21 protein-coding genes are annotated in these 22,127 nt (G+C 71.0%); 12 read left to right on the plus strand and 9 right to left on the minus strand.

Annotated elements, in window-relative coordinates; genetic code table 11:
- Positions 1–247: 247 nt before the first annotated feature.
- Complete coding sequence (locus ASF25_RS19340; protein ID WP_056306493.1) at positions 248–1,216, plus strand: helix-turn-helix domain-containing protein; 969 nt, start codon at positions 248–250, stop codon at positions 1,214–1,216.
- Between the two features lie 33 nt (positions 1,217–1,249).
- Here ASF25_RS19340 and ASF25_RS19345 read toward each other — a convergent pair whose 3' ends face one another.
- Complete coding sequence (locus tag ASF25_RS19345) at positions 1,250–2,212, minus strand: helix-turn-helix domain-containing protein (protein ID WP_056306494.1); 963 nt, start codon at positions 2,210–2,212, stop codon at positions 1,250–1,252.
- Between the two features lie 846 nt (positions 2,213–3,058).
- On the opposite strand from ASF25_RS19345, the gene ASF25_RS19350 reads away from it, so the two are divergent.
- Positions 3,059–4,696, plus strand: coding sequence for a porin (locus tag ASF25_RS19350; protein ID WP_244473103.1), 1,638 nt, complete (start codon positions 3,059–3,061; stop codon positions 4,694–4,696).
- Positions 4,697–4,950: 254 nt separating this feature from the next.
- Positions 4,951–5,211 (plus strand): hypothetical protein, encoded by a 261-nt coding sequence (locus ASF25_RS19355; protein WP_056264797.1) that lies wholly within the window; start codon positions 4,951–4,953, stop codon positions 5,209–5,211.
- A gap of 126 nt (positions 5,212–5,337) precedes the next feature.
- Here the strand turns inward: ASF25_RS19355 and ASF25_RS19360 are convergent, their stop codons facing one another.
- The 3 genes from ASF25_RS19360 to ASF25_RS19370 all read right to left on the minus strand — a co-directional run bounded on the left by ASF25_RS19360 (position 5,338) and on the right by ASF25_RS19370 (position 7,918).
- Positions 5,338–6,957 carry an AMP-binding protein gene (locus ASF25_RS19360; protein ID WP_056306496.1) on the minus strand — a complete coding sequence of 540 codons (1,620 nt, stop codon included), beginning with the start codon at positions 6,955–6,957 and terminating at the stop codon, positions 5,338–5,340.
- Positions 6,958–6,965: 8 nt separating this feature from the next.
- Complete coding sequence (locus ASF25_RS19365) at positions 6,966–7,556, minus strand: nitroreductase family protein (RefSeq protein ID WP_056171021.1); 591 nt, start codon at positions 7,554–7,556, stop codon at positions 6,966–6,968.
- 122 nt (positions 7,557–7,678) lie between these two features.
- Positions 7,679–7,918: a hypothetical protein gene (locus ASF25_RS19370; protein ID WP_056171051.1), complete on the minus strand. Its 240-nt coding sequence runs from the start codon at positions 7,916–7,918 to the stop codon at positions 7,679–7,681.
- A gap of 384 nt (positions 7,919–8,302) precedes the next feature.
- On the opposite strand from ASF25_RS19370, the gene ASF25_RS19375 reads away from it, so the two are divergent.
- The gene (locus ASF25_RS19375) at positions 8,303–9,139 is read left to right on the plus strand and encodes a formate/nitrite transporter family protein (protein WP_056171018.1); all 837 of its coding nucleotides are present in this window, start codon (positions 8,303–8,305) and stop codon (positions 9,137–9,139) included.
- Positions 9,140–9,289: 150 nt separating this feature from the next.
- The gene (locus ASF25_RS19380) at positions 9,290–11,023 is read left to right on the plus strand and encodes a bifunctional protein-serine/threonine kinase/phosphatase (RefSeq protein WP_056306497.1); all 1,734 of its coding nucleotides are present in this window, start codon (positions 9,290–9,292) and stop codon (positions 11,021–11,023) included.
- A gap of 15 nt (positions 11,024–11,038) precedes the next feature.
- Here ASF25_RS19380 and ASF25_RS19385 read toward each other — a convergent pair whose 3' ends face one another.
- On the minus strand, positions 11,039–11,266 hold the full coding sequence (locus tag ASF25_RS19385; RefSeq protein ID WP_056171013.1) for a hypothetical protein: 228 nt from the start codon (positions 11,264–11,266) through the stop codon (positions 11,039–11,041).
- 123 nt (positions 11,267–11,389) lie between these two features.
- Between ASF25_RS19385 and ASF25_RS19390 the strand changes: the two genes are divergently transcribed.
- Entirely contained in the window at positions 11,390–11,632 is a 243-nt protein-coding gene (locus ASF25_RS19390) for a hypothetical protein (RefSeq protein ID WP_056171012.1), read from the plus strand.
- A 41-nt stretch (positions 11,633–11,673) separates the two neighbouring features.
- Complete coding sequence (locus ASF25_RS19395; protein WP_056306498.1) at positions 11,674–12,657, plus strand: aliphatic sulfonate ABC transporter substrate-binding protein; 984 nt, start codon at positions 11,674–11,676, stop codon at positions 12,655–12,657.
- Positions 12,658–12,667: 10 nt separating this feature from the next.
- Here the strand turns inward: ASF25_RS19395 and dinB are convergent, their stop codons facing one another.
- From dinB to ASF25_RS19410, 3 genes are all read right to left on the minus strand, one after another.
- Positions 12,668–13,777 carry a DNA polymerase IV gene (dinB, locus tag ASF25_RS19400; protein WP_056306499.1) on the minus strand — a complete coding sequence of 370 codons (1,110 nt, stop codon included), beginning with the start codon at positions 13,775–13,777 and terminating at the stop codon, positions 12,668–12,670.
- Between the two features lie 328 nt (positions 13,778–14,105).
- A complete protein-coding gene (locus ASF25_RS19405) occupies positions 14,106–15,158 on the minus strand; it encodes a zinc ribbon domain-containing protein (protein ID WP_056306500.1) in 1,053 nt (350 codons plus the stop codon).
- A 47-nt stretch (positions 15,159–15,205) separates the two neighbouring features.
- Positions 15,206–16,468, minus strand: a complete 1,263-nt coding sequence (locus ASF25_RS19410; RefSeq protein WP_056306501.1) for a DUF3829 domain-containing protein — start codon at positions 16,466–16,468, stop codon at positions 15,206–15,208.
- A gap of 260 nt (positions 16,469–16,728) precedes the next feature.
- Here ASF25_RS19410 and ASF25_RS19415 point away from each other — a divergent pair, with 260 nt between their 5' ends.
- The 5 genes from ASF25_RS19415 to ASF25_RS19435 all read left to right on the plus strand — a co-directional run bounded on the left by ASF25_RS19415 (position 16,729) and on the right by ASF25_RS19435 (position 21,108).
- Positions 16,729–17,823 carry a spore photoproduct lyase family protein gene (locus tag ASF25_RS19415; RefSeq protein WP_056306502.1) on the plus strand — a complete coding sequence of 365 codons (1,095 nt, stop codon included), beginning with the start codon at positions 16,729–16,731 and terminating at the stop codon, positions 17,821–17,823.
- Positions 17,824–17,955: 132 nt separating this feature from the next.
- Complete coding sequence (locus ASF25_RS19420) at positions 17,956–18,240, plus strand: hypothetical protein (protein ID WP_244473104.1); 285 nt, start codon at positions 17,956–17,958, stop codon at positions 18,238–18,240.
- Positions 18,241–18,315: 75 nt separating this feature from the next.
- Positions 18,316–18,558 (plus strand): hypothetical protein, encoded by a 243-nt coding sequence (locus ASF25_RS19425; protein WP_200918754.1) that lies wholly within the window; start codon positions 18,316–18,318, stop codon positions 18,556–18,558.
- A gap of 385 nt (positions 18,559–18,943) precedes the next feature.
- Positions 18,944–19,831 carry a sulfurtransferase gene (locus ASF25_RS19430; RefSeq protein WP_244473113.1) on the plus strand — a complete coding sequence of 296 codons (888 nt, stop codon included), beginning with the start codon at positions 18,944–18,946 and terminating at the stop codon, positions 19,829–19,831.
- Complete coding sequence (locus ASF25_RS19435; RefSeq protein WP_082502959.1) at positions 19,828–21,108, plus strand: YeeE/YedE thiosulfate transporter family protein; 1,281 nt, start codon at positions 19,828–19,830, stop codon at positions 21,106–21,108. Before ASF25_RS19430 ends, ASF25_RS19435 begins: the two co-directional genes overlap by 4 nt.
- 7 nt (positions 21,109–21,115) lie before the next feature.
- Here ASF25_RS19435 and ASF25_RS19440 read toward each other — a convergent pair whose 3' ends face one another.
- Positions 21,116–21,949: a transporter gene (locus ASF25_RS19440; RefSeq protein ID WP_244473114.1), complete on the minus strand. Its 834-nt coding sequence runs from the start codon at positions 21,947–21,949 to the stop codon at positions 21,116–21,118.
- Positions 21,950–22,127: the final 178 nt, after the last annotated feature.

Genomic DNA, 22,127 nt, shown 5'->3' on the forward strand with positions numbered 1-22,127 from the left:
GTGCGCGCTCCTCTCGGCCGGGAGCCGCTCCGATCCCCGAGGGGCATCCCGATCCCAAAAAAGCCTGCCGATCTCGGAGGGACTCGACGGTGGGAAGCGGATCCATCCGACCGCCGTCGTTCCATCGAATCGATCTCGGAGCTCAACAAGGCCGTCGCAGTCGGCGCACGAGCATCGACCGACCCGCGTTTTCCCGGCGCGGGACACGGGATAGTCTTGGATCGGAAAACGGCTGTGGAGCCCGGGCATGAAGCTCTTGGTCACGACGAAGAATGTCCCGCTCCATCGGAAATTCGACCTCTGGCGCGACGTTTCCTACGAGCGCCTGATCCCGAGCGAGGCCCGGAAGAGTGGGGACGGTCCGTTCGAGGGCACGCTCGAAGCGGCGGACATGGGGGGTGTCCTCATCACCCGATCGACGTTCGGAGCCCTGACGACGGACGTGACGCCGACGAACATCAGGCGGCACGGCAAGCAGCATACCCTCTCGGCGACGATACGCTTGTCCGGGACAGCGGCGAGCGCGCAGAACGACCGGTCCCTGATCCACAACCCGGGCGACATCGTCATCGTCGACCGATCGCAGCCGGTTCGCCTGGATTTCAAAGCGCCGACCCAGTCGCTCGTGGTCGAGATCAATCGCGATCGCATCGAGAACCTGCTCGGACCCGCGATCCTCTACAGCGCCCTCAGGATCGATGCCGGCTTGGCCAGCACGACCCTCGCGGTCAACTTCTTCAAGCAATTGATCACCCTGCAACACACGCTCACGCCCGATACGGCGGCGCGGATGTCCTCCATCGGTGTCGATCTCCTGGTGGCCAGCATCGCCGAACGCATGGCCCTCGAAACGCCGAAGCCCCTCTACGGAACGGTCCTGGTTCAACGCGCGAAGGCGTATGTCGAGGCGCATCTCGGAGAGCAGACCTTGACGCCGGCGGAGCTGGCGCTGGCCATGGGCGTATCCCTCCGGCGACTCCAGGAGTTGTTTCACGAGCGCGGCCGCAACATCTCCGACTGGATCTGGCAACGCCGCCTGGAGGTGGCCGCGGCCCGCTTGAGCGATCCGGGCGGCCTTCCGGTGTCGATCGGGGCCATCGCCTACGGCTGCGGTTTTGCGGACCAGGCCCATTTCTCGCGTCGCTTCAAAGAGCACTACGACCTGTCCCCGAGCGCGTACAGGCGCGCGGCGGCGCGACGGCAGCCCCCGTCCTAGTACGCGACGGGCCTTGCGGGCCGCGCCGGGGCCTCACGGGGTCGGGACCCCCAGGGCGGCGGAGCGATACTCGCGCGGCGTCAGGCCGAAGCGGTCCTTGAAGCGACGGCTGAAATGGGCGGAATTGGAGAAACCGCAGCCATACGCGATCACCGCGATGGCGAGGTGGCCGCAGGCGGAATCGCTCAGGCGCTGTCCGGCGGCCCTGAGCCGGCGCTCCCAGATCCAGTCCGAGATGTGCTGCCCCTGCTTGTGGAACAGCTCCTGCAGCCTGCGCAGGGAGAGGCCCATCGCGGCGGCGAGCTGGCGGGGGTCGAGGGTCGGATCCGCGAGATTCTCCTCCACGTAGGCCTTGGCGCGCTGGATGATGACGGTGCCGTAGAGATCCTGCGGCAATTCCTGTGCGAGACGTTCGGCCAGGCTCGCCACGATGAGATCGACGCCGATCTTGGAGAGGCGACCGGCCGTCTCGGGGGCGAGATCGTCGGTCATCTCCGACAGGCCTTGGAAGAAATTCGCGGCCAGCAGGGCGCCCGGCGATGTCGGCCCGACAGGAAAAGCCGTGTAGACCTTCGTAGGGCCGAGAAAGTCTTCGAGGCGCTCCCGCGGCAACTCCAGGACGAGCGACCGATCCGTGTGGCTCGACAGGTGGACGTTGGGTCGCCCGCCGAGCACCATGATGTCGCCGGGCCCCTGCACCGCGTCGCGGCCATCCTGCGAACTCTTCGACCGGCCCGCGAGCTGGATCAGGACGAACACCGTCCCGGCGTCGTCCCGCCGTCGCAGCGTCGCCGGCGTCACCTCGGTCCGCAGCCCGCTCTCTGCGACCCGGGTGATCCGAATGTCCCCGACATCGGCGGTCTCGATCCGTCCCTGGAACGGCCGATCGTCGATCTGTTTCTGCTCGAGCGGACCGATGCGGTCGAGGAGCATCTCCCGCCACAGCCGAAACCTCAGATGGGGCGCGATGGTTTCCGTCGTGAGCACCGTCCGCATCACGGCACCATTCCGGAAAATTCCCGGACACGGTGCTGAGAATCCTTCGCCGCGCGGACGATATCCAATCGAGCGGCCAGCCGACGATAGCACCGACCGCCCCCAAACCACTGGCGGACGCCCGGCCGATGATTGCGGCACGGACAAGACGCTCCTCCGGCCCACGACCGAAGGACACACGGATCGCTCGCCGCTATCGGACCGGATCTCGTTAAATCATCATCGCGGCGAAAGTTGCGCGTCATCGAACTTATGTATCAGAAATTGAGTCCAGCTTCATGCGGAAGCTAATCACTAGGGGATCGTGATCTTCCCCGCATCATAAAAATCGATCCGCACCTGCACAGGGGCGATCCTTCCCGGGCCGGAGACCGGAGAAGCAGCCCGCGAACCCGCCGGGAGGACCGGCCCCGGGCCGGCCCGAAGCCACGCACGCCCGCGCCGGGACAGCCGCGCGGCAGGTCTCCGATCGATCCGAGGCCGGTGGAGCCGAGGCCAGGCGACCCCGTACGCGACACCACCCCACAAGCACAGCTACACTGCGTCGAGGCTACAATAGTTCACGTCTCACGCATCGAATTAATCCCGCACGACAGAAGCGCGATCATAAGAAATATTCTTCCCCATTCAGCCGATTCTTTGCAAATCGATAGGGCATCGATCGGATTGATTTAGCCTCGCAACCCATCTAACTCCTTTGCCGTCGCATGGCCAGATCGTGGAATCGGCCTTCACGAGGCCGGGGCGCGCGACGATCCTATGACCCGTCTTGGATTGCAGACCGTCTTGGGTTGCAGACCGTCTTGGGTTGCAGACCGTCTTGGGTTGGACCGCACGGGACAGGGCATGACACGCGTACGAACGAGCCTGCTCGCGGGCGTGGTGGGGATGATCGGGGTCCCGGCGGCGGCGGAGCGGCCGGGCCGGGAAACGGACGAGGGCAGGACGGGCACGGACGCGCATGTCCGGATCTGCCCGACCCCCGGGACGGGGTTCTTCGTCATTCCGGGCACGGACACCTGCCTGCGGGTCTCCGGCCGGGCGCGGTTCGAGTATGCCTTCCAGAACGCCTACAGCCGCAATTCGGCCGGCGACATCAGCGGCTACCAGGCCCGCGCCCGCATCAACTTCGACGCCCGGACCCAGACCGATTACGGGGCCCTGCGCGGCTTCACCCGCATCGATGTCGGGAGCCGGACCGGGTTCGCCACCATGCATGCCGGGGCGTTCAACCGGATCGGCAACGCGTTCCCGGCCACCGGCGTCGACACCGCCGGCCGGGTCCAGCAGCAGGTGGCCCTGGACAAGGCCTTCGTGCAGTTCTCCGGCCTCACCGCCGGGCGGGCCTCGTCGTTCTTCGACTTCTACGCCCACGATTTCGAGTTCATCGTCGCGTCCATGGGCTCGAACATCCCGTCGACCAACCTCGCGGCCTACACGGCGAAGCTCGGCCGGGGCTTCTCCACCACCCTGTCGGTGGAGGATCCGCATTTCCGCCAGACGGCGGTCTATTCGACCCAGAACGCCCGGCCCCTGGTGCCGGGCCTCGACGGCGGGTTCGCGCCCCGGGCCGTGTCGCCGGTCTTCGTCGGGGCGAACCCGGACGGCACGCCCACGGGCATCGGCTTCGTCGAGTCGGCCCAGCGCAGCCGCGTGCCCGACCTCGTCGGCGTGCTGCGCTACGACGACACCTGGGGAACGCTGCAGGGCTCCGCCGCCCTGCACGAGGTCAGCCCCGGCGTGCTCGCCCGCGACGCCTATCTCGGCACCCATCTGGGCGCGCCCGCCACCGCCCTCAACAGCCGCGACGCCGGCCGCGCGCCCTCGGCCTATGGCTGGGCCGTGCAGGGCGGCGTGAAGGTCAACCTGGCCGCACTCGCCCCCGGCGACACGGTCTATCTCCAGGCCGCCTACGGCGAGGGCACGGCCCTCTACACCGGCCTGCCGGCCTATGTCGGCCCCTACGCCCAATCGGCGACGGCGATCCAGGGCGCGCCGTTCACCCAGTTCCTCAACGACGCGGTGCTAAACCCGCTCACCAATCGCCTCGAACTCTCCACGAGCGTCTCGGTGACGGCGGCCCTGCTGCATTACTGGACGCCGTCCGTGCGCTCGGCGGCCTTCGGCTCCTACGGCACCATGACGTTCGCGCCGGGCGCGCGCGCCGCGCAAGGCCTCGCCTCGGGCGTGACCGGCACCGGGCCGGGCCTGCCCGGCACGCGGTTCTTCGCGCTGAACCAGGTGCTGCGGGATTCCTACCGCTTCGTCGTCGGCGCCAACCTGATCTGGTCCCCCGTCAAGGAATTCGATATCGGCGTCGAGGCGATCTACACCCGCTACGGCATGCAATCCGGGCGCGTCCTCGACCTCAGCCGGTTCCCGGCCCAGAACGCCGCCTTCGTCGACAACCCGGCCAACCCCGTCGCGACCATCTCCAGCGTCGACGCCGTCCAGGTCCGGGCCCGGGTGCAGCGGGACTTCTGATACTGTCTCCGGATGATCCATTCGGGGACAGTATCAGGCAGCCCGCGCGGCGCCTGAGCGAAGCCCAAATCCGCATTGCGAAGCGATCAACCGGATTTGGTATGAGGCGGGAGTTCCGGGGCGCGTCCCGCAGGCCAGTCTTGTCCATGTGCGGTCCAGCACACGCTGCCGGAACCGGGCACCCCTGTGCTTGTTGAGCAAGCACAATCGAGACGGACATCGGGTCTGTTCTTGACCGGGAGCCTGGAACTCAAATGAAGACGCGTCTTTCCGCCCTCGTCGCCGCCGTTGCTCTGGGTGCCGCCGCGATGTCGCCGGCGCTGGCCCATGACGGACAGTCGCGCTTCATGTCGTATTCGCCCTACGCACCCGAGACCACCGGCTCCCTGTACGTCGACGAGCGCGGCCCGACCTTCCTCGGCTGCCCCGTGAGCTCGGCCGCCGACGGCAACGCCAACCAGCAGACCCGCCCGGTGATGCAGTACGGCCAGACCGCGGGCGGCTCGTCCTGCTGAATGAACGGGTTGCCGTACGCGGACCCCGCTTGATCGCGCAAGAGCGATAGGACAAGAGCGATAGGACGAGAGCGCTAGGACCGGACGGCCGTGGGAGAACTCGCGGCCGTCTTCGCGTGGGCCGCCTTACGCTTCGTCGCGCAGCTGCCGGCGGATGATCTTGCCCGTGGTGGTCATCGGCAGGTGATCGCGGAATTCGAGCAGGCGCGGATACTCGTGGGCCGAGAGCCGGGTGCGGACGAAGGCCTGGATCTCGGTCGCCAGGGCCTCGGAGGGGGAAAAGCCTTCGCGCAGCACCACGTAGGCCTTCACGATCTCCGTGCGCAGGGGATCGGGCCGGCCCACCGCCGCCGCCATCGCCACGGCGGGGTGGCGGCTCAGGCAATCCTCGATCTCGGTTGGGCCGATGCGGTAGGCGGCGGACGTGATGAGGTCGTCCTCGCGTCCGACGAAGTGGACATAGCCGTCTGCATCCCGCCGCGCCGTGTCGCCGGTCAGCATCCAATCGCCGCGAAACTTGCTTGCCGTCGCCTCGGCCTGGTTCCAGTACCGCAGGAACATCACCGGGTCGGGCCGCGCGATGCAGATCTCGCCGGGCTCGTCGGCGCCGCATTCGGTGCCGTCGGGGCGCCGGATCGTCACCCGGTGGCCGGGCACGGGCCGCCCGGTGGAGCCGGGCCGCGCCACGCCGGCCGAGGGGCAGGCGGCGAGCACGAGGTTGCACTCCGTCTGGCCGTAGGCCTCACCGATGGTGAGGCCGAGGGCACCTTGCGCCCAAGCGTAGGTCTCGGGGCCCAGCGCCTCGCCGGCCGAGGCGATGTTGCGGAGCTTCGACAGGTCGAAGCGGCCGCGCGGATCCGGCACCGTGCGCAGCATCTTCAGGGCGGTGGGCGGCAGGAACGCGGTGGTGACGGCGTGTTCCGCCATGAGCCGGAACGCCGCCTCGGGCTCGAACCGCGCCGCCGGCTGCGCCACCACGGGCACGCCGAGGCGCAGGGCCGGCAGGGTGGCGTTGAGGAGGCCGCCGGCCCAGGCCCAGTCGGACGGCGTCCACAGGCGGTCGCCGGGGCGCGGCGGGAAGTCGTGCATCATCAGGAAGCCCGGCATGTGGCCGAGCAGCACCCGGTGTCCGTGGAGGGCGCCCTTGGCCTGCCCCGTGGTGCCGGAGGTGTAGATCATCAGGGCCGGATCGTCGGGCCCGGTGTCCACGGGGGTGAATGTCGCGTCCGATGCGTCGGCGAGCAGGTCGGCATAGGCGAGCGCCCCCTCGCCGGCGCCGTCGAGGCTGAGGACGAGGTCGAGGCCCGGCAATCCGGCGCGCAGGGGCGCGACCTTGGCGAGGCCCGCCGCGTCGGTGATCAGCGCCCGGGCGCCGGAATCGGCGAGGCGGTAGGCGAGCGCGTCGGGGCCGAACAGGCCAGCCAGCGGCAGCGCGATGGCGCCGAGCTTGTAGGCGGCGGCATGCGCCACCACCACGGCGGCCGATTGCGGCAGGAGCACCGCCACCCGGTCGCCCGGCCCGACGCCGCGTCGGCGCAGGGCCGCGGCGAGGCGGTCGGACTCCGCCTTCAGGGTGCCGAACGTGGTGGTGGCGACGCCCGCCGCCGTGACCGCCAGGATGGCGGGCCGGTCCGGCTCGCGCGTCCCCCAGACGTCGCAGACCTCCACGCCCATGTTGTACCGGGCGGGAATGTCCCAGGAAAAGCCCGCGACGAGGCCGGCATAGTCGGAGGCGGGCGCCAGCATGGCTGGGTTCAGAGCTTGTGGCCGGGGAAGCCGCCCGCATGGATGAAGTCGCCGATGGGGCGGCGCCCGTTCGGCACCTCCTTCTCGCGCTCCTCCTCGGTGAGGTCTTCGCGGGGCTTGGCGCGGCCGACCGCGTAGGCCGCCTCGACGTGGTTGCCCTCCGGCACGGCGAGCAGGGTCGCGGTGCGGGGCTTGTCGAACCCGCCCATGCCGTGGACGTGCCAGCCCTGGCGGATGGCCTGGAGCTGGAAGTTGGCCGAGGCCGCGCCGGTGTCCAGGGAATGGCTCGGCGTGGGCTTCAGGACATCGCCGACCTTCATGTGCGTGTTCGACACGAGGATGACCAGCGCCCCCGCATCCTTCGCCCATTTCTGGTTGCCCGGCACGAGGAGGTCGAGGAACGGCGCCCAATGAGGCGTGTCGCGCAGGGCATAGAGGAAGCGCCAGGGCTGGGAATTGTAGGAGGACGGCGCCCAGCGCGCGGCCTCGAACATCCGCAGCAATTCGGATTCCGGCACCGCCTCGCCGGTGAAGGCGCGCGGCGACCAGCGCTCGGTGAACAGGGGATCGATGGCATGGTCGGGCTGGCGCGGATTCACGGCAAAACTCCGGGGCGCGGGGAGCGCCGTTTCGCCTTTGCACCGGATGGGGGCCGGGTGCAAACCCCGGCCCCGTGGCCTTTGGTCCAAGGACTCCGCGGAGAGTCCGATCGAGGAGCGGCCTATTCGACGACCTTCGCGACGGGGCGGTCGTTGCCCTGCGCCGTCTCGTCGTGCCAGGCGCCCGCGCCGTCCTGATAGCGGATGCCTTCGGTCGAGCCCGGCACCTGCTGCTCGGCCGCCGCGGCCTGGGCCGCCTGGAGCGCCTCGTCGTGGCTCGGGAAGGTCTCGGAGAACACGTCGCCGACCTTGTAGGCGTAGCCGCCGTCGTGCTCGACGATGCGATAGGTGACGTCCGTCATGGGATTGGTCCTCGTGTTGTCGGGGGCGAACCGATGCGGGCCGCGGGTGGTTCCCGGTCGGGCCTTTCCCGGCGGGTAGCCGGCGCTTCGGGTTTCGGCGAGGGCCTTCGCCGTCCGGGTGGCCGGATTCACACGGCGGATTCGCGAACTCCGTCGGAGTCACGGAGCCCAACCCCACCGGCGGAGCCGTCGAAGCTGCCCCATCGGAGCGTGTATTCAAAAGGCGCGAATCTTGCCTTGTCGAATTTCGACAGGCGTCGGGCGCGTCCCATGGACCGCCCGGTGCCCTCTGCGAGCCGCGCAACGACGCGTGGTGGCGGGCCGGATCGTTCGCGACGAATCCGGCGGCCCCGCAGGAGCCTCGAACTAGAAGAAGGACAAGCAATGGCCTATCTCGCGCCCGCGGAGTTCGTCACCAAGATGGTGGACGCCGGCGAATCCAAAGTCTTCATGTCGACCCGCGACACCGTGATCCGCGCCTACATGGCCGGGGCGATCCTGGCGCTGGCCGCCGTCTTCGCCGTCACCATCACCCAGCAGACCGGCATCCCCATCCTCGGCGCGGCCCTGTTCCCCGTCGGCTTCTGCATGCTCTACCTGCTCGGCTTCGACCTGCTCACGGGCGTGTTCGTGCTCGCGCCCCTGGCCCTGCTGGACCGCCGCCCGGGCGTCACTTGGCGCGGCGTGCTGCGCAACTGGGGCCTCGTGTTCGTCGGCAACTTCCTCGGTGCGCTCACCGTCGCCCTGATGATGGGCTTCGTGTTCACCTTCGGCTTCACCGCGCCGCCCGATCAGGTCGGCACCTTCATCGCGGGCATCGGCGAGCGCCGCACCGTCGGCTACGCCGCGCACGGCACGGGGGGCTGGTTCACGATCTTCATCCGCGGGATGCTGTGCAACTGGATGGTCTCGACGGGCGTCGTCGGCGCGATGATCTCGACCACGGTCAGCGGCAAGGTGATCGCCATGTGGATGCCGATCATGCTGTTCTTCTACATGACCTTCGAGCATTCCGTGGTGAACATGTTCCTGTTCCCGTTCGGCCTGCTCATGGGCGGCCACTTCTCGATCATGGACTACCTCGTCTGGAACGAGATCCCGACGGTCCTGGGCAACCTCGTCGGCGGCCTCGCCTTCACGGGCCTCACCCTCTACACCACCCACGTCCGCACCGCCCCGAAGCGGAACGTGGTCGGGATCGAGCGCCGCCACGCGGCCTGAGCGTGCCTCACAATACTCCCGGTCACGACCGGTTCTCACGCCGAGCCCTTCGGTGCAGCGGGAGTTTTGTGAGAGACAACGAATCCGGCACGACCGTCCGGGCCTCGCAGCGCGGGGCCCGGCCCACCGTTCCTCGATGATTCCCGGACGATGCCCCAGGACCTGACGCTCTCCCTCGGCCAGCACAGCGAACGCGGCCGCAAGGAGACCAACCAGGATTTCCACGGGGCTGCCCTCCCCGGGCGCCCCGCCCTCGCCCTCAAGGGCGCCGTCCTCGCCATCGCGGACGGGATCGGCAGCAGCCCCGTCAGCCACATCGCCAGCGAGACGGCGGTCAAGAGCTTCCTGTCGGACTATTACGACACCCCCGACACCTGGTCGGTGAAGACCTCGGCGCAGCGCGTCATCGCGGCCACCAATTCGTGGCTCCACGCCGAGACCCGGCGCAACCGCCACCGGCACGACCCCGAGGGCGGCCGGGATCGGGGCTACGTCACCACCTTCAGCGCCCTCGTGCTCCGGTCGCGCACGGCCCACATCTTCCACGTCGGCGACGCCCGCGTGTCGCGGGTGTCGGGGCGCTCCCTCGAAGACCTCACCGAGGACCACCGCGTCGTCCTGTCGGCCACCGAATCCTATCTCGGCCGGGCGCTGGGCGCCGCCGCCCACGTGGAGATCGACCATCGCCGGGTCGGCCTTGAGCGCGGCGACGTCTTCCTCCTGACCACCGACGGCGTGCACGAGCACGTGCGGCCCGAGGCCATGGCGGCAGCTTTGGCCCGGCACGGCGACGATCTCGACGGGGCCGCCCAAGCGATCGTCAGGCGTGCCTACGAGAACGGCAGCGGCGACAACCTCACCGTCCAGATCGTGCGCATCGACGCCCTGCCCGACGGCGATCCGGCCGAGCATCTCGGCCGGAGCGCGGACCTGCCCCCGGCCCCGCTCCTCGACCCGCCGGCCCTGTTCGACGGCTACCAGGTGCTGCGCACTCTGCACGCGAGCCACCGCAGCCACGTCTACCTCGCCCTCGACGGGGAGACCGGCGCGCAGGTCGCCCTCAAGATGCCCTCGACGGACCTGCACGGCGATCCCGCGGGTTTGCGCCGGATGGTGATGGAAGAGTGGATCGCCCGGCGCATCGACAGCCCGCACGTGCTGACGGCCCCCGTGCAGACCCGCCCCCGCAGCCACCTCTACACGGTGATGGACTACGTCGAAGGCCAGACACTGGCCCAATGGCTGCGGGACAACCCCGCGCCGGGCCTCGAAACCGTGCGCGGCCTCCTCGAGCAGATCGCCCGCGGGGTGCAGGCGTTCCACCGGCGCGAGATGGTGCACGGCGACCTGCGCCCCGCCAACATCCTCCTCGACGCGGCCGGCACCGTGCGCCTCATCGATTTCGGCTCGACGCGGGTCGCCGGCATCACCGAGGATTCGGAAGCGGGCGAACCGGCCCTCGGCACGATCCAGTACACGGCGCCCGAGTGCCTCGCGGGCCACCCGGCGACGCCGGCCTCGGACCTGTTCTCCGTGGGCGTCATCGCCTACCAGATGCTCACCGGGCGCCTGCCCTACGGCGCCAAGGCGGCGCAGGCCGTCACGGAGGCGCGCGGGCGGCGGCTGAACTACGTCTCCGTCGCCGCCGCCCGCGCCGGGCTGCCGCCCTTCGTCGACGCCGCCCTGCGCAAGGCCGTGCATCCGAACCCGGTGCTGCGCTACGACGCCGCCTCGGCCTTCGTGGCGGACCTGCGTGCCCCGAACGCCGCCCTGCCGGGCCTGCGGCCGGCGGCCCTGCTGGAGCGCGACCCCGTCCTGTTCTGGAAGCTCGTCGCCCTGGCCCTGGCCGTCGCGGTGGTCTGGCTGCTGGCCCACCGGGCCTGAGCCCATCGCCGCCCCCTAATGCCGGGTGACGGCCGCCCAGGGGAGGTTCGGCACCGCCGCCTCGCAGCCGGCGATGAGGGAGGCGCGGACGTCGTCGGAATCGTAGCCGCGCCCGTGCGGGAAGGCGACGATCTGCGCCGTCGCCTCGCCGGCCCGGCGGATCCGGGCGATCCAGGCCTCGGCCTCGCGGGTGAAGCGGACCTCGTAGGTCACGCCGTCCTGCTCGAAGGTGTGGGGCTCCATGCGGCGTCTCCTGTCCCGGATCCTCGCTGTCGCGCGTGCGACGTCCCGCGGGGCCTCGCCCCATATGGGCGGCCGGGGTATGGGGTCCAAGCCGTCGTCGCCGTTCGCCCCCGAGGTCCGCCCATGCGCCTGTCCGCCTTTCGTGCCCTGATCCTCGCGGGGCTGGCCTGCGGCTCGGTGTGCGGACCCGCGAGTGGACCCGCCGGAGCGCAGGGCCGCGGGCGCGCGCCGGCCCCCGACACCGTGCCGCCGAACCCGTTCGCGTCGAACTACCCCTCGCGGCCGCCCGAGGCGGCCCGGCCGCGCCCGCGCCGGGACCGGGGCGGCGAAGGCCTGCGCCCGCCGCGCGACATCCCGCTGCGCTGAGCCCCACCCTCCTCACCCCTTCCCCCCCTTGCGAGGCACCCATGCATCGTTCCCTGAAATCCGCCCTGCGGGCCGCCGTGATGACCGGGGCCGCCCTCCTCTCCCTCGGCATCGGCTCCCTCGGCCTCGGGGCCGCCGAGGCCGCCGACCGGACCCTGCGCATCGGCTACCAGCGCTCCTCGACCCTCATCGCCCTGCTGCGCCAGGATGCCGGCCTGGAGACCGCCCTCAAGCCGGCGGGCGTCACGGTGTCCTGGCACGAGTTCACCAGCGGCCTGCCGATCATGGAGGCCCTCAACGCCGGGCAGATCGACGTCTCGGCGGATGTCGCCGACACGGTGCCGCTCTTCGCCCAGGCGGCGGGGGCCAAGATCACCTACATCGCCCAGGAGGCGCCCTCGCCCGAGGCCCAGGCGATCCTGGTGCCGGGGGATTCGCCGCTCACATCCGTGGCCGACCTCAAGGGCCGGCGGGTCGCCGTGACCAAGGGCTCGGGCAGCCACTACCTGCTGCTGGCGGCGCTCGCCGAAGCCGGCCTCTCATTCAAGGCCATCACCCCCGCCTACCTCACCCCCGCCGACGGCCGCGCGGCCCTGGCGAGCGGCGGCGTCGAGGCCTGGGTGGCGTGGGACCCGTTCCTGTCGGCGGCCCGCCAGCTATCGGGCGCGCGGGTCCTGCGCGACGGCACCGGCCTGTCGCTCTACACGCGCTACTACCTCGCGGCCGACGATTACGTGGCCAAATCCGGCGACGTCCTCGGCATCCTGTTCGCCAAGCTCGCCGAGACCGGCACCTTCGTGAAGGCCGAGCCGGAGGCCGCCGCCGCCCGCCTGGCGCCCCTGTGGAAGATCGACGCCGACGTGATCGTGCGCGCCAACGCCCGCCGCAGCTACCGGGTCGAACCCGTCACCCGGGCGGCCCTGGGGGAGCAGCAAAAGATCGCCGACGCCTTCCGGGCCGAGGGCCTGCTGCCCCGCCCCGTCGACGCCTCCGCCCTCGCCACCTGGCAGCCGCCGGCCCGGTAGGCGGGGGGCCTCATACGGCGAGGCCGAGCTGGCGCGGGGCCTCGCCCGCGCCGGTGTCGAGGCCCGAGAGGGACACGCCGATCAGCCTCACGCTGCGGCGCAGGGGAAACACGTCGCGCAGGAGCCCGAGGCTGACCTGCGCCAGGGCTTCCCGGCTGGCGACGGGCGCCCCGAGGGAGCGCGCCCGGGTGATCTGCTCAAAATCCGAGAACTTCAGCTTCAGGGTCACGGTGCGGCCGGCGACGCCCTTGCCCGCGCAGGTGGTCCAGACCTTGTCGAGGAGGGGCTGCAGCCGCTCGGCCAGCACGTCGTACGCGGTGGTGTCCTCCGAGAAGGTGGTCTCCGCCCCCACCGACTTGCGGATGCGGTGCGCCCGCACGGGGCGCTCGTCGATGCCCCGGGCGACGCCGTGGTAATACCCGCTTGCGCTGCCGAACACGGCCTGGAGTTCGGCGAGCGAGCGCGCCCGGAGGTCGCCGCCCGTGAGGATGCCGAGGCGCTTCATCTTGGCCTCCGTCACCGGGCCGACCCCGTGGAAGCGCCCGATGGGCAGGGCCTCGACGAAGGCCGGGCCCATGGCGGGGGTGATGACGAACAGGGCGTCGGGCTTGCGGTAGTCGGACGCGACCTTGGCCAGGAATTTGTTGTACGAGACCCCCGCCGAGGCGACGAGGCCGGTGCGGGCCAGGATCTCGGCCCGGATGGCCCGGGCGACCGCGGTCGCGGTGGGCAGCCCCCGGAGGTTCTCGGTCACGTCGAGATAGGCCTCGTCGAGGGAGACCGGCTCGACGATGGGCGTGTGCTCGGAGAACACCGCCTGGATCTCGGCCGACACCGCCTTGTAGACGTCGAAGCGTGGCTTGACGAAGACGAGGTCGGGGCAGAGCCGCCGGGCCGTCACCGAGGGCATCGCCGAGCGCACGCCGAACACCCGCGCCTCGTAGCTCGCCGCCGCGACGACGCCGCGCTCCCGCGATCCGCCCACCGCCAGGGGCCGCCCCCGCAGAGCCGGATCGTCGCGCTGCTCCACGGAGGCGTAGAACGCATCCATGTCGATGTGGATGATCTTCCGGGTGGGCGCGGTGCTGGCGTCGGTCGTGGCTTCGGTCTCGCGCGACATCGGCCCTCGCGTCTCGGGCGCGGCGAACTGTTCGGTCTTTGTTCTCTTGTTGTGGATCGGGGGGCGGGGGTCAAGGGTGGGGCGCGGGGGTCCCCGACCCACATCCTCATCCTGAGGTGCTCATCGCGAAGGGATAAGCCTCGAAGGAGGGCTCCAAAAGCCAGAGCGACCCTTGGAGCCCTCCCTCAACGCCGCCGACACGGCACCTCAGGATGAGGGGGTTGAGGAGAATCAGGCCAAAGCCCCATCTGGGATCGCCGTAACTCCCAGAATCGGAGCCTTTCGCGGCCGCGCGATCCAAGAAAATCGACCGGCTCCGGCCCGAGCATCACACCGGCGCCGGTCCAGGCGTACCCACCGTCCCACACGAATAACAGAACCGGTCGAAGGTGCTCTTGCGGTGGTCGCAGGCCGGGCAGCGTTCGAAGACGCCGATGCCGCAATGCGGGCAGAAATTGGCGGCCGGGTTGGCGAGGTCGATGGGCCGTTCGCAGCCGGGGCAGACCTTCTTGGCGAGGCGGAGTTGGGCCTGGTCGGTGGCGATCTCCGTGCGGCGCTCGGCGTCGGGGCGGGCTTCCGCCGCCTTTTGCCGCTCGTTGTAGGCGTGGAGCGCGTTGATCGCCGTGCGGCCGACGAGGAACGTCACGATCACCCCGACGCCGTAATGCACGTAGCCGCCGTAGCTCGGCAGGTAGGGCACCAGCTCCACGAAGAACGCGAAGGCGGCGGCGAGGGCGAAGCCCCAGACGTAGGGCCAGTTGCGGGTGTGGCGGCGCCGGGCGAGCAGCCATCCGGCGAGTGCCAGCAGGGGCAGGGTGAGGGCGAGGCGGTAGCCGAACACCCGCAGCTCCTGGCCGTGCTCGGCCGCGTCGAGCTTTGTTTGGGCCGCGCCCCGCAGCTCGGCCTCGACGGCGTCCTGCGCGGATTCGCGCTCGGAGAGGTCGAGGGCGGTGCGGTTTAGGGCTTCGAGCCGCTCCTCCACGGCGCGCTCGGCCGCCTTCAGGGCGTCGAGCCCCTCCGTGCGGGCGATGAGGGCCGGGTCCTGGTCGACGCGCCGGGTGGCGTCGCGGGTCTTCAGCCAGTTGGCGAAGGTCTCGCGGGCGGCCTCCGAGGCCGAGCGCGCGGCGTCGAGGGCGAGTTGCGCCTGCTCGGCCTGCCGCCGGGCGTCGTCCTGCGCGCGGCGGATCGCCTTGAGGGTGTCCGTCGAGGCTCGGGCCTGCTCCCGGTCGAGGAACTGTTCGAGGGTGAAGCGGTGCTCGACCTGCGGCAGGTCGCCGACTACGAGGGCGCCGAGGCCGATGAGGAACACCGCGAAGGCGAGGGCCACGAGCCACAGCACGAAATTGAACCACCGTTCGGACAAGCGACGACCGGAACGCATGGGGAGACCTCGCGGGTTTGGTGGGGGATGCGCGTCCGGCCGGGTTTCTAACCCGGCCGGACGCGCGCCTCGTTGCGGTGGCAGGATTCGAGGTCGCGGACCGAGCGGTTGTAGGTCTCGCCGAAGAGCTGGGCCGGCTGGCTCGGATCCCCCTTGGCGCGGATGTCGCGGGCGACGTCGCGGCCGTGCCCGATCACGCGGGCGACGGTGTCGGTGTAGCCGGTGCAGGACGAATTCGCCTTGGGGCTCAGGGCGTCGAGGGTTGCGCCGAGCTGCGCGTTGGCCGTCGACACCGCCGCGAGGGCGGCGAGGAAGGGCGCCACGTCGGCCTTCGGCCCCAGGGCCTCGAACCGCCGCACCGCCCGGCGCAGGGCGAGGCTGGTGGACAGGAGCCGGCGGGCGGGCGCGTCCTCGGGCAGCGCGGCGAGGCGCGCCTCGTCCCGGGCGATCTCGCGCTCGAACAGGGCGGTGCCGTAGGCGTCCATGGCCTTGGCGGCGGCCTCGACGCGGGGCACCAGGATCGGATGCTGCTCGCGGGCGAGGCGGTAGCCGTCCTCCTTGAACTCGCGGGTGGTCTGGTAGCGGGTCAGGGCCTTCAGGGTCGGGTTGAGGGCGCGCAGGGCGTCGCGCAGGCGCGCGGCCTCGGCGTCGATCTCCGGCACGGTCCCGGGCAGCGCGATCGCCGTGTCCAGTTCGTCCAGGACCCCGTCGAAATCGACGATGCCGAAATGGTACCAGGCGTTGGCGCCGAGCTTGGTCCCGAGCTTCAGGACCCGCTCGTTATCGCGGCGGTAGTCCGCGAGCTGCCGCTCCAGGGGATGGGAGCGGACGAGGTGGTTCTGCACCTCCGTGTAGGCGTTGGCCTTGGCCAGGACTTGGGCCAGGACTTGAGCCTCGGGGTTCGGGGGCGCGGGCGCACGGGCCGGCGCCCGTCCGGAGGGCGGCGCGGGCGGGGTCTGCAGCAGGGCCTGCGCGGCCGGGGCCAGGGCCGGGAAGTCGCACCGGAAGGCCTCGGTCAGGCTCCGGCGCACGGCCTCGTGGGCCTGGGCGCATTGATACGCCACCGTCGGGCGGGCGGACGCATCGCGCGCCACGGCATTCCGGAAGCTCTCCCGCAGGGTGTTGATGCCTTGGCGAATGCCGGGCCGGGCCGCCTCGGGCACGCCCGGGCTCGCGGCGCATCGCGCATACGCGTCGAGGAAGGCGTCGCAGCTCTCCACGCCCACGACGTCGACCGGCGTGATGGCCGCCGCAGGCCGGGCCGCGAAGCCGGCCAGGATCGCCACCGCGCCCGCCACGGTTCGGGCCACGCGGCTGCTTGTCCGTCCGGGTCCGTGCATGCGTGGTCCTTGGATTGGGGGGCCCGGGGTCGGGGGCCCGGGGTGGGCGGCTTCGCCTGTCATGCGGACCCGGACCCGCTTGCGCAAGCTGTCGCACGCGCGGGGCATCGCCATCCGGTCGCCGATCCCTATTTCCCGAAGGGACTCATCACCGTACCGGACGAACCGTCGTTCGACCGAGCCGGCCCCGGCCGGCGGGCGGGCGCGGTCGCCCAGCAGGCGCCGCGACCATGCCCCTCCCCTCTCCGTCCCCCGCCGCCGCATCCCCGCCCCGCCTGTGGCGGCCCCAGCGCGTCCTCGTCACCCGCGCGGCCCGCGGGTTCGCCCATGGCCGGGCCATCGCCGAGCGCGCCGCCGCCCTCGGCGCCGAGGTGGTCGAACTCGCCGGTGATCGCCTGGTCGCCCTGAAGCACGACGACCCGCGCGCGGCCTACCGCGCCGCCAAGGGTACCCTCGCGGTGGTGGTGGCGCCCCCGAGCAAGCGCCGGCTGCAGCCGATCCCGCCCTCGGCCGACTGGCGCTTCGACCTCGCCGAGGGCTGCCATGCCCATTGCCAGTACTGCTACCTCGCCGGCTCGCTCAGCGGCCCGCCGATCACCCGCGTCTACGCGAACGTCGACGAGATCCTCGCCGTGCTGCCGGCGCATCTCGGCAGCGGCGGCGTCACTTCCGTGTCGGCCGAGCGCGCGCACGAGGGCACCACCTTCGAGGGCTCCTGCTACGCCGATCCCCTCGGCATCGAGCACCTCACCGGCAGCCTGTCGGAGGCCGTGCGGTTCTTCGGGCGCTGGGACGCGCCGGTGCAGCTGCGCTTCACCAGCAAGTTCGGCGACGTGTCGCCCCTCATCGGCCTGCCGCACGGACGGCGGGTGCGGGTCCGCATGTCGGTGAACGCCCAAGGGCTGATCCGCTTCGAGGGCGGCACCAGCCCGCTCCAGGCCCGCCTCGACGGGCTCGCGCGCCTCGCCCGCGACGGCTACCGCGTCGGGCTCACGGTGGCGCCGATCCAGCCCTTCGCCGACTGGCCGGCGGGCTACGACGATCTGTTCGCCCGCATCGCCGCGGCGCTGGCCGGAATCCCCGACCTCGATCTCACGGCGGAACTCATCACCCACCGGTTCACGCCCGGCTCGAAGACCGTCCTGCGCGACTGGTATCCGGGCAGCGACCTCGACCTCGACGAGGCGGCGCGCACCCGCAAGCTGACGAAGTTCGGCTCGACCAAGTACGTCTACCCCGCCGAGACCATGCGGACCCTGCGCGCGTCCCTTACGGAGATGCTGGGGCGCCACCTGCCCATGGCGCGGGTGCTGTACTGGACGTGACCCGGGCTTTTCTTCCGGAACGCGCGGCTTTGCGGGAGGCCGCCGCTTGCCTGCGGCGAATCCCGTCATATAACAAGAACATATCATGAACTCGTGCGTTGTCCGACGCGATCACGACAGGGAGGGACCTCCATGGGCCGCTACCGCTTCCATGCAATGAACGGCTCGGACTTCGTGTTCGACGCCGTCGGCAAGGACATCCGCGCACCCGGCCGCGTGACCCGCTGGGCGGAAAGCGTGGCGCAGGACCTGATGGGCCGCCTCGACGGGGAGACGGACTGGTCCACCTGGTACGTCAGCGTCCACGACCTCAGCGGCCGGCGCGTCCTCGTGCAGCCGTTCGTGCCCCCGCACGGGGATGCGCTCCCACGGGGGGCTTCACGCCGATCCCAGCCCGCCCCCCAGATGACGGCCTGACCGCCCGGGACGCCATGCGGCATCATGGGGGAGGCCGCCCGTCGAACCCGAGGGCGGTCCGCCGGTTGGAACGCCATGAGCCAGCACAGCACCGACCCCGCCCAGCAGATCATCGACGCCCGACGCCGCGAGATGGCCGTCGAACACCTGTTGTTCGGAACCATCCGGTTCCTCGCCCAGCGTCATCCCGAACTGCTCGACGATCTCGAAGGCAGCCTCGATCATCTCTGGGACAAGGGTCCGGCGGACGAGCGCGACGACGAGGCCGTGCGCGAGGTCGCGCGGCGCTTCGTCGGGAGCCTCCGGGTCGAGCGCTGAGGGCGATTGGCTCCCCGAACGGCCGCACGTTCGAGCCGCCAAGATAATCCTTCATGAAACCAAGGGTTTCGGGGCGATAGACTTGCTGCACCCGAACGTAATACAGAACAGCATTCCTTTGACTTGATGCATGCGGCAAGGCGACATTGTCGATGGTTCGCCGCCGCACTGCTGGTCCGATCAGTGATCCTCCATCGCGAAATCAGGCGTCCGGCGGCGAGGCCGATCCTGACCTTGCAGGTCTCGAATCTCCCGGTCGCACCGGGGGGTTCGGGAGACTGTGTGCGATCCCGGAGTGTCTCCCGTGCTGCGAAAATCCGCCTGCCTGTTCGCGTTCGCCCTGACCGTGCTCACACCCGCGTTCGGGGTCGCCGCGCAGGAGCCCGTGGCCGCGACCCAACCGAACGCCGCGCAGTCTACGGCGAGCCCCCTGGTCTCCACGGAATGGCTGGAGAAGAACCTCGAGGCGAAGAAGCTCCGCATCGTCGAGGTCAGCGTCGATCCGGGCGTGTTCGAGCGCGGGCACATCCCCGGCGCCCAGAACGTCGCCTGGCACACGGACCTCGTCGAGACCGTGAGCCGCGACATCGCCGGGCCGGACAAGTTCGCCGCCCTGGTGCGGCGGCTGGGCATCGACCGCGACACCACCGTGGTGCTCTACGGCGACAACAACAACTGGTTCGCCGCCTGGGGCGCCTGGGTGTTCGCCCAGTACGGCCTGACCGACAACGTCAAGCTGCTCGATGGCGGACGCAAGAAGTGGGAGGCCGAGAAGCGCCCCCTCGACACCCGCAACCCCGAGGTCGCAGCCTCGGCCTTCGCCGTCACGCCGGCTTCGCCGGCTCTGCGCGCCCGCCTCGCCGACGTGCTGGCGGTGGCCAAACGCGAGCGCGACGAACAGATCCTCGACATCCGCTCGCCCGACGAGTTCAGCGGCAAGGTGATCGCCCCGGCCGGGGTGCAGGAACTCGCCATCCGCGCCGGCCACATCCCCGGTTCGGTGAACGTGCCCTGGGCCAAAGCGGTGAACGCCGACGGGACGATCAAGTCTCCGGCGGAACTCAAGGCCCTCTACGCGGCGGCCGGCATCGACGGCACCAAGCCGATCATCACCTCCTGCCGCATCGGCGAGCGCTCCAGCCACTCATGGTTCGTCCTCAGCCGCATCCTCGGCTACCCGACCCGCAACTACGACGGCTCGTGGACCGAGTACGGCAACACCGTCGGCGTGCCCGTGGTGAACCTCGCCGGGACCGTCTGGGGCGGCAAGTGAGCGACGGCGTCGCGGCGCGCCCCCTTGCGCCGTCCGCCCCATCGAACGCCTCCGTCCGGACGGACGGGGGCGCCCCCCTGCGGGTCGCCGGGGCGCTCGCCATCGCGGGCGGCCTCGCCCTTGCGGCCCACACCCTCGCGGGCGAACCGGGGGGCGGGCGGCTCGCCCTGTCCCTGACCTTCGGCGCCCTGTTCGGCTTCGTGCTCCAGCGCAGCCGCTTCTGCTTCTACTGCCAGTGGCGCGACCTCCTCGTCACGGGCGATCCGCGCGGGATGCTCGGCATCCTGGCCGCCCTCGCGGCGGGAATCGCCGGCTATACCGTGGTGCTGGGCGCCTGGATGCCGGACCCGTCCGGCGCGCGCCTGCCGCCCGACGCCCATATCGGCCCGGTGGGACCGGTGCTCGTGCTCGCCGGCGCGGTGTTCGGGGCCGGCATGGCGATCTCGGGCTCCTGCATCGGCGCGCATCTCTACCGCCTGGGCGAAGGCTCGCCGACGGCGCCGTTCGCGCTGCTGGGCACCGGCCTCGGCTTCGCCCTCGGGTTCGCCACCTGGAATCCGCTCTACCTCGCCAGCGTCTCGGAGGCGCCGGTCCTGTGGCTGCCGCGCCACCTCGGCTACGCCGGGAGCCTCGTCGCCGCCCTGGCGGTGCTCGGCGCCCTCGCCCTGCTCCTGCTGCGCCGCCTGCCGGCGCCCGAAGCCGTGGCGCCACCGGGCCACCTGTCGCAGAGCCACCTGCCGCAGAGCCACCCGCCGCCAACGAGCCCCTGGCACGCGGTGTTCGTCGTCCGCTGGCCGGTCTGGCTCGGCGGGTTGGCGGTGGGGGCGCTGGCGACCCTCGCCTACCTGCGGGTCGGCCCCCTCGGGGTCACGGCCGAGATCGGCGGACGCAGCCGGCAGGCGGCGGGGGCCTTCGGGCTGCTGCCCGAGCGCCTGGAGGGGCTCGATACGTTCCGGGGCTGCGCCACGGCCGTGCGGGACGCGGTGCTGACGCCCAACGGCCTGTTCGTCGGCGGCCTCGTGCTGGCCTCCCTCGCGGCGGCCCTCGCGGCGGGCCAGTTCCGCCCGGCCCTGCCGACGCCGGGCCAGATCGGGCGCGGCCTCATCGGCGGGCTCCTCCTCGGCTGGGGCGCCATGACCGGGCTCGGCTGCAGCGTCGGCACCCTGCTGTCGGGGATCATGGCCGGCGCCGTCTCCGGCTGGGTGTTCGGCCTCGCCCTATTTGCGGGTGCGGCCGGCACCCTGTGGGTCGGGCGACGGGCACGTCTTCTGGCGTAGACGCGGATCAGCGCCCGAAGACGGGTCGCAACGGGGCGGCCTCGGCGTCCTTGTAGATCGGCACGATGGCGCGCAGCCAGCCGCGGGTGTCGCGGCCGCCGTAATTGCTCTGGACCACGTCGCGGGTGACATAGGCCTGGAGGTTCACGGGGCCGAAATCGTAGCCGACGAGGCCGCCCACGGCGACCTGGCCCTGGCGCTTGTAGGCGGGGTTGCGCGTCGGCAGATCCGTAGAGCCGAAGGCGACGGGGCCGACCTCCCACTTCCCGAACTTCTTCGTCGCCGTGAGGTCGAGGTTGAGGAAGTCGGGGTAATACGCGGTGCCCAGCGGCGAGACCGTCTCCAGCACGGTGCCGTAGAGGGCGTGCGCCGTGAGGTTGAGGCCGTCGCCGTTGTAGGTCACGGCGAAGCGCTGGTGCAGCACCGCGTTCTGGATCACGATCCGGGTGTCGCTCGGCAGGTAGGCGCCGAGCAGGTAGCTCGCATGGACGTGTTCGCCGAGGGTCCAGGCGATCTGGCCGGCCAGCAGGGTCTGGCCGAAGCCGCTCTGGTAGGCCGCACCCCGGGTGCTCGAGGCCGCGATGGGCTGGAGCACGACGAATTGCAGGCGCCCGCCCGCCACGGTCCAGGGCGTCGCCCAGATGAAGCTCGGCAGGTTGATGTTGAGCTCGGTGCCGCGCGGCTCGGTGCTGCGGATGCCGAAGCTCGACGTGTTGACGAAGTACAGGCCGACCGCGAACGGCGCGCCGGCCGGCAGGCCCACGGTCTGGCCCGGCTGCGCCGACGACCCGGCCTGCACCGGCGCCGCCATGCCGGCACCGCCCAGGGCGAGCGCCGCCATGGCCCCGGCCCTCACCCCACTCGTTCGTCCCATCGTGCTCCCGATCGTCCGCCGCAGCCGCGCCCCTCGCGGGCGACATGGCATCTGGCGACATGGCATCGGGCGAACGCGCGCGCCGCATGGCGTCCTGCCGCAGGTGCGGCCTCCCGGCGCGACCGTGGCGCGAAGGCAACAATCC

This window comes from Methylobacterium sp. Leaf100, assembly GCF_001422845.1.
In the GTDB taxonomy this organism is placed as follows: Bacteria; Pseudomonadota; Alphaproteobacteria; order Rhizobiales; family Beijerinckiaceae; genus Methylobacterium.

Excerpts from the sequence above, each read along its gene's own strand:
- ASF25_RS19340 (WP_056306493.1), top strand. The coding sequence starts at position 248 with ATGAAGCTCTTGGTCACGACGAAGAATGTCCCGCTCCATCGGAAATTC.
- ASF25_RS19345 (WP_056306494.1), bottom strand. The coding sequence starts at position 2,212 with ATGCGGACGGTGCTCACGACGGAAACCATCGCGCCCCATCTGAGGTTT.
- ASF25_RS19350 (WP_244473103.1), top strand. The coding sequence starts at position 3,059 with ATGACACGCGTACGAACGAGCCTGCTCGCGGGCGTGGTGGGGATGATC.
- ASF25_RS19355 (WP_056264797.1), top strand. The coding sequence starts at position 4,951 with ATGAAGACGCGTCTTTCCGCCCTCGTCGCCGCCGTTGCTCTGGGTGCC.
- ASF25_RS19360 (WP_056306496.1), bottom strand. The coding sequence starts at position 6,957 with ATGCTGGCGCCCGCCTCCGACTATGCCGGCCTCGTCGCGGGCTTTTCC.
- ASF25_RS19370 (WP_056171051.1), bottom strand. The coding sequence starts at position 7,918 with ATGACGGACGTCACCTATCGCATCGTCGAGCACGACGGCGGCTACGCC.
- ASF25_RS19375 (WP_056171018.1), top strand. The coding sequence starts at position 8,303 with ATGGCCTATCTCGCGCCCGCGGAGTTCGTCACCAAGATGGTGGACGCC.
- ASF25_RS19380 (WP_056306497.1), top strand. The coding sequence starts at position 9,290 with ATGCCCCAGGACCTGACGCTCTCCCTCGGCCAGCACAGCGAACGCGGC.
- ASF25_RS19385 (WP_056171013.1), bottom strand. The coding sequence starts at position 11,266 with ATGGAGCCCCACACCTTCGAGCAGGACGGCGTGACCTACGAGGTCCGC.
- ASF25_RS19390 (WP_056171012.1), top strand. The coding sequence starts at position 11,390 with ATGCGCCTGTCCGCCTTTCGTGCCCTGATCCTCGCGGGGCTGGCCTGC.
- ASF25_RS19395 (WP_056306498.1), top strand. The coding sequence starts at position 11,674 with ATGCATCGTTCCCTGAAATCCGCCCTGCGGGCCGCCGTGATGACCGGG.
- dinB (WP_056306499.1), bottom strand. The coding sequence starts at position 13,777 with ATGTCGCGCGAGACCGAAGCCACGACCGACGCCAGCACCGCGCCCACC.
- ASF25_RS19405 (WP_056306500.1), bottom strand. The coding sequence starts at position 15,158 with ATGCGTTCCGGTCGTCGCTTGTCCGAACGGTGGTTCAATTTCGTGCTG.
- ASF25_RS19415 (WP_056306502.1), top strand. The coding sequence starts at position 16,729 with ATGCCCCTCCCCTCTCCGTCCCCCGCCGCCGCATCCCCGCCCCGCCTG.
- ASF25_RS19420 (WP_244473104.1), top strand. The coding sequence starts at position 17,956 with ATGGGCCGCTACCGCTTCCATGCAATGAACGGCTCGGACTTCGTGTTC.
- ASF25_RS19425 (WP_200918754.1), top strand. The coding sequence starts at position 18,316 with ATGAGCCAGCACAGCACCGACCCCGCCCAGCAGATCATCGACGCCCGA.
- ASF25_RS19440 (WP_244473114.1), bottom strand. The coding sequence starts at position 21,949 with ATGGCGGCGCTCGCCCTGGGCGGTGCCGGCATGGCGGCGCCGGTGCAG.